11 protein-coding genes are annotated in these 12,286 nt (G+C 42.4%); 8 read left to right on the forward strand and 3 right to left on the reverse strand.

Annotated elements, in window-relative coordinates:
• Positions 1 to 2: 2 nt before the first annotated feature.
• Positions 3 to 1,553, reverse strand: a complete 1,551-nt coding sequence (locus tag AB4140_RS07140; protein WP_372000416.1) for an alpha/beta hydrolase — start codon at positions 1,551 to 1,553, stop codon at positions 3 to 5.
• 664 nt (positions 1,554 to 2,217) lie between these two features.
• On the opposite strand from AB4140_RS07140, the gene AB4140_RS07145 reads away from it, so the two are divergent.
• From AB4140_RS07145 to AB4140_RS07155, 3 genes are all read left to right on the forward strand, one after another.
• Positions 2,218 to 2,352, forward strand: coding sequence for a hypothetical protein (locus tag AB4140_RS07145; RefSeq protein ID WP_372000359.1), 135 nt, complete (start codon positions 2,218 to 2,220; stop codon positions 2,350 to 2,352).
• Between the two features lie 119 nt (positions 2,353 to 2,471).
• Entirely contained in the window at positions 2,472 to 4,271 is a 1,800-nt protein-coding gene (locus tag AB4140_RS07150; RefSeq protein ID WP_372000361.1) for a long-chain fatty acid--CoA ligase, read from the forward strand.
• A gap of 194 nt (positions 4,272 to 4,465) precedes the next feature.
• The gene (locus AB4140_RS07155; RefSeq protein WP_303502779.1) at positions 4,466 to 4,876 is read left to right on the forward strand and encodes a thioesterase family protein; all 411 of its coding nucleotides are present in this window, start codon (positions 4,466 to 4,468) and stop codon (positions 4,874 to 4,876) included.
• Positions 4,877 to 4,899: 23 nt separating this feature from the next.
• Here the strand turns inward: AB4140_RS07155 and AB4140_RS07160 are convergent, their stop codons facing one another.
• Positions 4,900 to 5,325 carry a thioesterase family protein gene (locus AB4140_RS07160; protein WP_303502778.1) on the reverse strand — a complete coding sequence of 142 codons (426 nt, stop codon included), beginning with the start codon at positions 5,323 to 5,325 and terminating at the stop codon, positions 4,900 to 4,902.
• A gap of 148 nt (positions 5,326 to 5,473) precedes the next feature.
• On the opposite strand from AB4140_RS07160, the gene AB4140_RS07165 reads away from it, so the two are divergent.
• Positions 5,474 to 6,742, forward strand: coding sequence for a hypothetical protein (locus tag AB4140_RS07165; RefSeq protein ID WP_372000363.1), 1,269 nt, complete (start codon positions 5,474 to 5,476; stop codon positions 6,740 to 6,742).
• Positions 6,743 to 6,847: 105 nt separating this feature from the next.
• On the opposite strand, the gene mtnC is transcribed toward AB4140_RS07165, so the two are convergent.
• The gene (mtnC, locus tag AB4140_RS07170; protein ID WP_076541452.1) at positions 6,848 to 7,528 is read right to left on the reverse strand and encodes an acireductone synthase; all 681 of its coding nucleotides are present in this window, start codon (positions 7,526 to 7,528) and stop codon (positions 6,848 to 6,850) included.
• 260 nt (positions 7,529 to 7,788) lie between these two features.
• On the opposite strand from mtnC, the gene AB4140_RS07175 reads away from it, so the two are divergent.
• The 4 genes from AB4140_RS07175 to AB4140_RS07190 all read left to right on the forward strand — a co-directional run bounded on the left by AB4140_RS07175 (position 7,789) and on the right by AB4140_RS07190 (position 12,255).
• Positions 7,789 to 8,238 (forward strand): dCMP deaminase family protein, encoded by a 450-nt coding sequence (locus AB4140_RS07175; protein WP_102435917.1) that lies wholly within the window; start codon positions 7,789 to 7,791, stop codon positions 8,236 to 8,238.
• A 349-nt stretch (positions 8,239 to 8,587) separates the two neighbouring features.
• Positions 8,588 to 8,911, forward strand: coding sequence for a c-type cytochrome (locus AB4140_RS07180; RefSeq protein ID WP_372000418.1), 324 nt, complete (start codon positions 8,588 to 8,590; stop codon positions 8,909 to 8,911).
• Positions 8,912 to 9,097: 186 nt separating this feature from the next.
• Positions 9,098 to 10,825, forward strand: a complete 1,728-nt coding sequence (locus tag AB4140_RS07185) for a DUF3373 domain-containing protein (RefSeq protein WP_303460968.1) — start codon at positions 9,098 to 9,100, stop codon at positions 10,823 to 10,825.
• A gap of 38 nt (positions 10,826 to 10,863) precedes the next feature.
• Positions 10,864 to 12,255 (forward strand): tetrathionate reductase family octaheme c-type cytochrome, encoded by a 1,392-nt coding sequence (locus AB4140_RS07190; protein ID WP_372000365.1) that lies wholly within the window; start codon positions 10,864 to 10,866, stop codon positions 12,253 to 12,255.
• Positions 12,256 to 12,286: the final 31 nt, after the last annotated feature.

A 12,286-nucleotide genomic window follows, 5' to 3' on the forward strand; every position in this document is an offset into this window, starting at 1 on the left:
GATTATTCTTCCCCTGCTGGAATGGTTTCAACAGTATTGGCATTGAGGTAAAAGCTGCGGCGGGTGTCTTGTTCAAGGCATTCAGCATCGATACCGTCAATTGAACCTGACTTGACTAAATCGGCGATTAACTCATTCCCACAGCTTTGATAGGCCACGCCGTGGGTCGCATACATAGAGGTAAAATGCTTCGCATTAGTCAATTTTTCAGTGGCCATATCGCCCCAGCTTGGCGGTGTTGCTGGATCTAACTCACCTGATAATAAAAGCGTTGGAATATCACTTTCAATGGCGTCACTAAAGCTGTCATCTACCGCAGGAATTGCCCACACGTTACAGGTCGCTTCTAAGCCTTCGAGCATGGTTCTACTCATATAAGAGTTTTGCGCTTGCTGGCGTATATCATCGGTAATGCGGTGAATATCTTCACCACACACGACAGAAGCGTGCATGCCCATGGCGATACCTGTGCTATCAGCTGTCAGGGTGTAAATTCCAAGTATTGGTTGGTAATTCCCTAATGCCGCTTGATGAATAGCATGAGGGATTAAAGCGCGAATATTGGGCATATATAACGCCATTCTGATAGCGCCATTATATTTACCGCGAGTGAGGGTAAAGCTGGCTATCTCATCGGTTTGTGGGTCGCGAGTTTGGGTAATAATAGGCGCTTTAGCTAGGGCTGAGTCTACTGTTTCAAACTCTTGCTTCAACTCAGGGAACTGCTGCTGACATTGGGCGTTTTGCTGGCAATCTTTAAATAATAAATCATAGCCACGGTCAATAGCGCTGCCAATGGCGATAACACTTTGCTGCATTGGCACAACGCCATCTAAGGTTACTGTGGCTATGGCTTGCGGGTATTCACGCATATAAAGCTGCGCCATGCGGGTACCGTAAGATACACCATAAAGGTGCAGTTTTTCATAACCTAAATGCTGACGCACGGCTTCAAAATCGGTTAGTGCAGTTAAGCTGCCATATTGGCTGACATCGGCATCAAGGTTATCAAGGCATTCTTGGGTGTCTTTGGTGATATCAATATCGTCATCATTAAAAGATAGCATCGACATATTGTCATCATCACAAGCCAGCAGGTTTGATTGGCCCGTGCCGCGCTGATCTATCAGTAATATATCCCTATCTTGGCGTACTTTGGCTAACATGCGATCAAAGCCCGCGGCATTTTCAATGGCCGATTGACCAGGGCCGCCTGCAATGGCGAGCATGGCTTGTTTTTTAAAGCTGGGCTTGATGGCTGGCAATACTGCGTAATGAACCGCAATTTGTTTGCCATCAGGTTTGGCTGGGTTTTCAGCAAGCTCAAGTGAGCCACATTGCATTTGCTCTGATAAACCATCGAGGTAGCAGCTAGATAAGATGTCGCTGTTACTTACTGCAATCTTGTTTTGACTAGCATCAGCCAAAGCGGCGCTACTAAGCCCCAAGCTACAGATGCTCATAGCAACGCTTAGACCAATACTGATGCTTAGCGCCGAAAGTAATAAAGACGAACGCTTTTTGCTGCCCACCTTTATTGGTTGGTTAACCATGTCTGACTCTCCTTGTGACATTAGTTGGTTGATGTTCATGACATCTTTCCTTTTTGCATTTCATGATGATTATGGATAAATCATGACTGCTTGCTTAAGTGCGACCGTCGTTAAGGAGGCTGGCAAAGGACCTCACAGTTAATCCGACGGCAATTTTTAGCTTTAATAAATGCTGAAAATCTCTAACTTGTAGCTTTAACTCGCACTGCGATAGCAGTCATGTTGTAAATTCTTAAATTGATTCTAAATAACATTGCTGTCAATTACTTAGAGTGTACTTATTTATAAGCTCACTATGAAGCTGTCAATTAAGGTTATTTGAGCATTATGACTTAATCACCTGTTAGCTACTGGCGGTGTGTTCACTAATTTATCGAACACGTGTCCAGTATTGTCTATGTACCTCAAGTGTATTTGTATTGCCAAATTTTAGTGCGAAACAGGGTTTAGCGGGTCCATTTTGTAAGCCTCAACAGCGCTTGTTAATGACTATAACGCGAATAATGAGGTTACTTTTTTGCTGGTAGTCGCTTTAAAGCCACAATATCGCAAGTTGTAAGGCTACATTGTCCGATGACAATTGTTAGATAAGTTGATCAATATAGTAAACCACAGCCAGTCGCTAATTATCATACTCATACAGCTTATATGGTTAGCGAGTGTCTTGTTGCAGTTACCAGAGCAGGGCGAGATTGAGCCAATATATTATTGCGGTGACATCGAGTTACTGGTGTTAATGGCTATTTTGCTGGTTATCAACAAAGACAAGTTATGGGAAAAACCTGTTGCGCAAATGTAAAAATCGACCTAAAACTGTGAATTGCGCTTAATTTAGACTAAAAACGCTTATTATTCCTGATGGCTTGCAGTAGAATGCCCGCAAAAGCGGAACACTTGTAAGCTTAAAGGTGGTTAGTAATGTCTCTTGAAAAATTTCACTTAGTAAGACTGCTACAGCAGCAAAGCCAAGCATTAAAAGATAAAATCGCCCTCGAAGGATTTGAGATGGCCGCTCCATGGAATAAAGTTTCTTGGAGCCAGTTTGATACTATTACCAACAAAGTCGCACAACTGTTGATCGACTTTGGACTAAAAGCCCAGGACAAAGTTGTCATTGTGGCGCAAAACAGCCCACAGTGGAGCTGTGCTGATATCGGCGCATTAAAAGCCCGTACTGTTGTCGTACCTGTATACCCAACAAGTACAATGGAACAAGCGGTGTTTATCGTTAACGATGCTCGCGCTAAAGTTATTTTTGCTGGTGATGAAAGCCAGTATGTCACCGCTCGTAAAATTCAAGCTCAATGCCCAAGTGTTGAGCACGTGATTGTATTCGACAGTCAAGTCGCATTAGTATCAGATGAGCATTTTCATTTTGATGACTTATTAATTTCTGAGACCTCGCCAGCAAGTGCAACCGAGCTAGAGTCTCGTTTATCACAAACCAGCCTTGATGATTTACTGACCCTTATTTATACCTCAGGCACCACAGGTGACCCAAAAGGTGTGATGCTGGATTACCGTAATATCGCTTCTATGGTTGAGCAGCATGATGCTGAAATCGCCTTTAAATCAGGTGATGTATCGTTAGCCTTTTTACCATTAAGCCATGTATTTGAGCGTGGTTGGACCTTCTACGTACTTTGCCGCGGCGGTCATAATGTATATCTAAATGACACCAACCGCGTTAAAGAAGCCATTGCTGCGGTTAGGCCTCATACTTTATGTGTGGTGCCACGCTTTTTAGAAAAAGTGTATAGCGCCGTGCATGATAAAGTCAGTACAGCACCAGCGATCCGCCAGAAGCTATTTAATTGGGCAATCGGCGTGGGTGCGCGTCAGTTTGAAGTAAGCCAAGGCCGTAAACGTGCCAGTTTTGCTTTATCTACGCAGTGGAAATTGGCTAACAAATTAGTCTTTAGTAAATTGCAAAACGTATTGGGTGGACGCCTTAAGTTTATGCCTGTTGGCGGCGCTGCGTTAGATGTTAATGTCGGCGGTTTTTTCCATAGCATTGGCGTACCTATTTTATGTGGTTACGGCATGACAGAAACCTGCGCTACAGTAACCTGTAATACCTTAGATAACCGAGTATCGGGGTCAAACGGCAAGCCATTACATGCAATGGAAGTTAAAATTGGCGACAACAACGAAATTCTCATTCGCGGTGAAACGGTAATGCGTGGTTATTATAATCGTCCACAAGATACCGCAGAAGCTTTTGAAGATGGTTGGTTAAAAACCGGTGATGCCGGCATGCTAGATGCTGAAGGTAACTTATATATTACCGATCGCATTAAAGAGTTAATGAAAACCTCAAACGGTAAGTATATTGCACCACAGCGAGTTGAAGGTAAGGTCAGCTGTAGTCCGCTTATTGAGCAAGTTGCAATTATCGCTGATGCGCGCAACTATGTATCAGCTTTAATCGTTCCAGCATTTGAGTCGTTAGATGCGTGGGCTAAAGAAAAAGGCATTACTTACGAATCGCCACTTGAGCTACTGCGAAACTCATATGTGATTGAGCACTTTGAGCAAAGCTTAAAAGAGCTACAGCATGAGCTAGCTGGATTTGAAAAAATCAAAAAATTTACTTTATTGCCGGAAGCATTTTCAATGGAGTCAGGGTTAATAACCCCTACCATGAAGCTACGTCGTAAGAAGATTTATACTAAATATGACCGTGAAATCAATGCCATGTACGGCAAAGCTTATTAATTTAAGTTTTTAAAAGAATAAAAAAAGGGAGCTGATAGCTCCCTTTTTTATGGACATTATTTAATAGTGACTCAAACACAAAGGTCGCTTAAGCTATCGGCTGCCAAATTTGATAACGGCTGTTTAATCAAAGCGCTTTAATAACTGCATTTTTGCTAATAACAGCTAAAAATAATAATAAGAAGGATTTACCAGTGTCTGATACTCAATTTACCATGAACCTTACTCCACGCTTTTGCGAAACCGATGCTTTAGGCCATATCAATAACACAGTGATCCCAGTGTGGTTTGAAGCGGCGCGTGATCCGATTTTTGAGATTGTGAATCCCGGCCAAGATTTGTCGAAGTGGAACATGATTATTGCTGGTTTTACGATAGCCTTTAACGCTCCGACTTTTTATGGCGCTGAAGTAACGGTAAAAACCTACGTGAGCCGAGTGGGTAATAGCAGTTTTGAGATAGCCCAAAGCTGTTGGCAAAATGGTCGCCAAACAGCGGAGGCAAAAACCACTATGGTGCATTACGATTATCAAGCAGAAAAGAGTAAGCCGTTAACTGATGCAGTAAAAAGCCAATTAGCGCAACTAACTGGCCCTGCAGAGTAAGCTAGCTTAAATGTCGCATTAAGCTATTCGCCATGCTGCTCTAATGCTGCTAATAATTCAGCAGTCAGAGTGGCTTTTTGGCCAGTTTTAAAGTTAAACATCACTACTTTTGCGCTGCCTGTAGTGGTAATCGCTTGTTGGGCTTTACTAAAAACACGGTAATGCATCATAAAGCGGTCTTGTTTAATATCGCTGATAGTGATGCCAACCAGTAGCGTGTCAGGAAAGGTCACTGGGCGCTTAAATTTCGCCTGAGTTTCACTAAGAACGGGCCCTACCGAAGTTTCCTTTAACTCTTTCATCATGTTTATTTGACTGAAAAAATCAATTCTGGCCGTCTCAAAATAGCGGAAATACACCGCATTATTGACATGATTTAATGCATCCATTTCTCCCCATGCTACAGGGATTTCAGTAATAATTGAGTTTTGCGCGATAAACTGTTCCATAACACCACTTTATTTAAACGTTTGTTTGAATTTTGTGCAGCATATCAGTCGGCAGTAAATTCAACAACCTCGGCTAATTCTTTGCTATCGATTTGCCAATATGCTTTGATGATTAATAATGATGTCATTGCTAGGGAACGCGCAGAACTTGAAATCCTTAAACTATGCTCGCTTGCAGCAGCTAATCAGCGAACCCATAAATAGTTGGCGCGCCTTGCCAGGCGCTATTATCACCTACTTTAAAACCGTTATCGGCAAGCTCACCGTGGCGCAAAAGCTATACTTTATTGCGTTTCTGCTGATGCTGGTTTTTGATGGTTTCACCTTAGTGGCTATCATTGCCATGATTGCGATGATGGTCGAGTTTTGGCCACTATTTACTAAAACCTGGCATAGTTTGGCCGGCAAAGCCTTTTTATTATTATTTTATGCGGTGATAGCTAACTTTTCACTAGTATGGGCTGGTACCGTGGTGAATGAAGTCACCGGTATTTCGGCTCAGCACTTAGCTTATACCCACAATTTAGTGGTGCTGCTGTATATGCCTGTGTGGTTTGTGGTGATCAGTGGCATCGCTTTAATGCTGCTTCAGTTTGCTATCCCACTATATTTTGTATTTCGACCATTTTTTAAATTGGTTGGTGTGAAAGCGATTAGCTTTACCAACAGCGAGCATTACCGTAAACGGACTATTTTGTTACGGGTGATCCTGGCTTATATCGTGCTGACCAATATCTTGCTGCTGGGAGATTTTGAACACAGTTTTGATAGCATTGACCCCAAGGCCAGAATGGCGAGCTTATTAAAAGAAGAAGCCAGTGTGCAGGGAAGAAATGTTGTTAAAGCGCCAGAGCCTACAACGCAAGAGCCAATTCCTGCAAAGCCAATCGCTGAAGAGAAAATCCCCCAAGAGCTTGAACAGCTGGTTAAAGATATGACGGGTAATTCTATCGCTGAAATTAACCAGGGTAATTTAGCGCCAGCGGATATTACTGCAGATTTAGCAGAGCCTACCTCTGAACAATCAACACCTGAACAAGTTGGCTTTGAAGAAGTTGAATTTGAAAAGACTAAGCAGCTGATTGAAGATATTACCGGAGAATCAACCGAAGATATTGAGGCCGCTGATTCATTTAATATTAACTTTAGCGATGAAAATACTGAGCGCCGTTATGACTTAGTGCGTGAAGCTTACCGAGTGTTGGTAAGAAGCATGGTAGCAGGCTTTGTGTATTATTTTGAAGCTGACCAATTTTCTCGTTGTGAGCACATTAAAGACAGTAAAGTGGTTGAGCTTAATGACTATGAAATTTTAGAGATTAGCGCTGATAAAGAGAAAGGTAAATACGGCTACACATTTACAGTTAAGCAGTGTATTTCTCCTGCGTTTCCAGCGTCTTATTATTCGGCCCAATAAGTGGTTTTGCAAATTTGAAGGCTGGTTTTAGATAGCTTATTTTGTAAGACGTAAGCCATAAAAAAACGACCATCAAGGTCGTTTTTTTATGGTCGTTAACCATGCTTAATCAATGGTTAACTCAGCAAAGCTTTTGATTTGTGCAAACTTAGCCGTTTTTTGGTTTTCAAAACGCACCATATGGCGGGTATGTAGACCTGCTGCTTCAGCGGCTTTTAGCTCTTCTACCACGTCAGAGATAAACAATACCTGCTTAGGGCTCAAGCTGATGGTATTTAAGATATTGCAGTAAGCCTGCTTGTCTAATTTGTTACCGGTACGGGTATCAAAATGGCCACTAAATTTAGGGGTTAAATCACCCGCATCGCTGTGGCTAAATAATAGTTTTTGCGCTTCAGCAGAGCCTGACGAAAAGCTATAAAGACGAATATTGCTCGCTTCTAAGCCTGGCATGGCATCAATAAAATCTGGATAGATATGGCCTGTAAACTCGTTAGCGGCATAACCTTGCTTCCAAATTAACCCTTGTAAGGTTTTTAATGGCGTAGCTTTGCGGTCTTCATCAATCCATTGAGAGAGGATTTCAGTAACGCGTTCAATTGAAGCGTCTGCTTCTAATGCTAAGTCGCGTACATCACTGATACAGTATTCAACTAGCGGGTTATGTTGATTTTGCGCTAGAAAATCACCCATAGCCTTTTTTGAATAAGGAAATAGTACATCTTGAATAAAATCTAGATCAGTGGTGGTGCCCGCTGTATCTACGATAATCGCTCTAATACCCATAATGAATATGTACTCCAATCCTTAAGTTTGCCTGCTGAAGATCCTAAGCTTTATTGGGGCTATTGGCTAGTCCAAATAACAACTTGTGGCGCAGTAACGCACAAATCAGTCGGCAGTATTTATATTTTTGCTAGCTACGCAGATGAAAACAGCCAATATTCAACAATCTTACTGTAGAAAAGGTGAGAATGTTAACAACATTAGGTATGATGAATTCAGTTACTTAGCTAAAAACATCATCACCTTAAAAGGCTATTACTATGATCTCAAAATGGGCAAAACGATTTTTCCAAATGGCAGAACTGGTAGGCTCTTGGAGTAAAGATCCCTCTACCCAAGTGGGCGCGGTGATCACCAAGCATAACCGTATAGTGTCTGTTGGCTTTAATGGTTATCCCCATGGTATTTCTGACAGTGCAGAAACCGATGACCGTGATATGAAGCTACTTAAAACCCTGCATGCGGAAGAAAATGCCATTTTATTTGCTAAGCGAGATTTAGATGGTTGTGATATTTGGGTGACCCATTTTCCTTGCCCTAACTGTGCTGCCAAGATTATCCAAACCGGGATAACCGGGGTGTTCTGCCCTGAGCAAAGCACAGACTTTTTGTCTCGCTGGGGCGACAAGATTAAAATTAGCCAAGATATGTTTTTACAAGCTGGGGTTAAAGTGAACTGGTTACCGATAAACGAACTTAGCGACGATTAACCTTACTGTAACTAATACGCTGAAGAAGTCGCCTTATTGGCGACTTTTTTTGTGGTTGATTTTCGGGTTATAGCTTGCGTCATTTTATTTCACTGCTGTACTCATTCACCCCCTAGCTAAGTTTTTCACAACTTACTAATACTTAAAAAGTATAAAAATCAGTATTGTTATTACTCGCTCAATTAGATTTTATTCAATTATGTTTTTATCAATTAGATTTATCTCATGAATATGATCAAGGTCAAATTAATGTCTACCTATTTTAAGTAACATCTTTAACAAGGCATTAAAGATTTGGTTTGTCTTGATTGATAAAAAGAACTAAAGAAAAATTGATGAGGTAGTAATGATGAACAAAAAAATAGCGATGACAGTAGCCTTAGTGGCAATGTGCATGATTGGCGGCAGTTTTGCAGCTGATGGCGGCAACCCTAAAAAGGGTAAACATCTGTATAAAAAACAATGTAAAGCTTGCCATAGTGTCGGCACCGAAGGCCCTGAGTTAACCCCAATGGCAAAAACCATGAGCCAGTGGGACAGATTTTTCAAGCGCGATCAACATAAGGCTAAGCCTGAAGTATTCAAAGCCCTATCAGAAAAAGATCTGAAAGATATTCAGCAGTTTTTATATGACCACGCAGCGGACTCTGATCAGCCACAAACCTGCGGCTAGCGGAAATCGTGCGTCCTGATGGCGGCTTAGACTTAATGCAAAAGTCAGAATAAGCCAGCAACACCATCAGTTAATCCAGATAAAAATCAGAAAAATTGAGTTTATCGCTCAGGGATTTCTGCAGCCAAAATTTAGCCTAAACCTATGTATTTGGATGGTTTAGGCAAAATAAAAGGAAGCCAAATTATGCGTACCTTAATATCAATACTCGTTGCTAATGCATTAGCGTTTAGTGGTGCGGCCATGGCCGCAGCACCGTCATCAGCCAATGATGATGCTCAAAAAATGGCAGAGCTAAAACAGCAATTAACCGAAATAACCGAAGAGCTTGACGATCTTAATTCACGGGTGGATAAAACTGAGCGCCATAGCGCCTTAGATAGATTAACTATCACAGGTGACTTTAGAACCAAAGTGCATTCATTGCACTATCAAGATGTGACTTGGAATCCTGCCATTAATGTTAATTTTTCAGATTTTGGCGCCAAAGCCATGTCAGGAGCATTTGGCGACCCTACTAGCGCTGACTCACCACTTGGGCAAATGATGGCGACCAATCCTGCTTTAGCTCAAGCATTTCAAAGTGGCCAATTACAAGGTGTTATGCCCTATGTACTCGCGCCTAAAACAGTTCAAGACATCGACAATGACTTACTTTATACCACTCGTTTACGCTTAAATATGAAAGCTAAAGTGTGGGATAACGTCAGCTTTGCGGGTCGTTTATCTATGTATAAAAACTGGGGCGATTCAACTGGCACACAAGTGTTTGATTCATGGCGCTCATTCACCATGGATGGCACCAGTAGTGGCAATACCAGTGGTGATTGGCTCAGAGTGGAAAGAGCCTATTTTGACTGGCGTAATATCGGTGGCAGTCAAACTTACCTGTCAATTGGTCGTCGTCCATCAACTTACGGCCCACCAAGTCATTACCGTGAAAACGAAATGCGTGGCGGTACCCCATCTGGTCATTTAGTTAACTTTAACTTTGACGGCGCCACTTTAGGTTACAAACTCGGTGAAATTACTGGTATTGATGGCCAAGTGGTGCGCTTTTGCTATGGCCAAGGTTTTGAGTCTCAGTGGGGCAATGGCGAAATGTTTGGCGATATCGTCACCAAAGATACCCATTTAGGCGGCTTTAATATTGATGCCATTAACGATGGTAACCACTTCTTACAGTTCACCTTATTTGGCGCCAAAGATGTTAATGATGGCTTCAAAGGCACCATGGCATTTCCAACTCAGTTGGCCGGTATATTTGCGCCAACCATGTATCAAGATATGCAAAAGTTCGACAACTTTAACTTTGTCACCCGCGTACAACCCAGTGGCGTGATTGGTGATATGTACTTAGGTGGTTTGGGTTATGCCTATGAAAGTGATGAAGACTTTAAAGCCTTTGCTTCATTAGGCTGGACTCGCGCTGAGCCAAATGGCAACAGCGGTATGTTTGGTGGCATGTTATCTGATGCCGTTTTTGAAGCGCAGCTTAACAGCACTGGTACTGAAATCATTATGATGCCAACGGTTGCTGATGATGCCTCAACAAAAGACGGCTATGGTATTTATGTTGGTTTCCAAATGCCTGCACCAATGGGTAAATTTGGCCTTGAATATAACTATGGCTCTGAATATTGGACGCCGTTCACCCAAGCTCAAGATGACCCAATTGGCAGCAAATTAGCCACTCGCGGCCATGTTGCTGAAGCCTATTACATCTTTGATATCAATCCTAAAATGTTTATCAAGGTTGCAGGGCTGTATTACGACTATGAATACACAGGTAGTGGCACTCCAGTGGGCGCACCGCAAAAAATTGATGATGTGATTGCAGGCTCTGCCTATTCCATGTTGCCTGTTGTTGATACTGCTTATGATGTAAATGCATCATTAACGGTTAATTTCTAAATATGGTGCCCCTGCGTGGCAGGGGCTAGGAGCCTTATATGAAAACTATCAGACTAGTTGTCGCATTAGCTTTTTGCAGTCAGATGGCCTATGCAGAATTTGACCATAAAGAAGTGATTGAGGGGCCGTTTACCCAAGGCTCTGACGTCACTGAGCAATGTATTGAATGCCATGAAGACCATGCGAAAGAGTTTATGAAATCTTCCCATTGGACTTGGGAGTTAGAGCAAGAATTACCAGGCCGCACTGTGAAGCGCGGTAAAAAAAATAGTATCAATAATTTTTGTGTCTCCATTAGTGGTAACGAGCCGCGCTGCACCAGTTGTCATGCGGGTTATGGCTGGAAAGACAACAGCTTTGACTTTACTGATATGACTAAAGTGGATTGTTTAGTGTGCCATGACACCACAGGAACTTATATCAAAGAGCCTGCAGGCGCGGGTGAAGCGATGGCGAAAGTGAATCTTGAGCGGGTAGCACAAAATGTCGGCCAACCGGTTCGAGATAACTGCGGTACTTGCCATTTTTATGGTGGCGGTGGTGACGCGGTGAAGCATGGGGATTTAGACTCTTCCATGTCATATCCTGAAAAAGATACCGATGTGCATATGGACACTGACGGCAATGACTTCCAATGCCAAACCTGTCATACCACTGCAAGTCATCAAATCTCTGGCAATGCCATGGGCGTGTCACCGGGGGGAGAAAACCCCATTGGTTGTGAAAACTGCCATGACAGTGCGCCCCATGACAATAAAAAGCTTAATACTCATACTGCTGCGGTCGCCTGTCAAACCTGTCACATCCCATTTTTTGCTCGTAATGAGCCAACAAAAATGCGCTGGGACTGGTCAACAGCAGGGCAAGAGTTAACTGAAACCAAAGACAAAAACGGCAAAAAAACCTTTATGAATAAGAAAGGGAGTTTTGAATGGCAAAAAATGGTGCCGCCGCAATATGCTTGGTTTAACGGTAAAGCTGATGCCTATATGGCGGGTGATAAAATTGATCCAGCTCAGGTGATAAAACTCACTTATCCTTTGGGTGATATCAATGACAGCAAAGCCAAAATCTACCCGTTTAAAGTCCATACTGGTAAACAGATATTCGACAGCAAATTGAATATTTTAATTACCCCTAAAGTGTTTGGTAAAAATGGCTATTGGGACAAGTTCGATTGGGACTTAGCATCAAAACTTGGCATGGAAGCTAATACCACCATGAAAGACAAAGGCCTCAGTTATAGCGGTGAACATGGCTTTGTGGAAACTGAAATGTGGTGGCGTATCAATCACATGGTTTCACCTAAAGAGCAAGCCCTACAATGTAGCGATTGCCATAACAAAGGTCAGCGCCTTGATTGGCAAGCATTAGGCTATGACGGCGACCCAATGAAGAATAAAAAGGGCAAACGTCACCCAACTGATTAAGGTTATTGGTTTAATCAAAATCGTTTAAATT

It is taken from the genome of Shewanella sp. 10N.286.51.B2, assembly GCF_041469265.1.
In the GTDB taxonomy this organism is placed as follows: domain Bacteria; phylum Pseudomonadota; class Gammaproteobacteria; order Enterobacterales; family Shewanellaceae; genus Shewanella.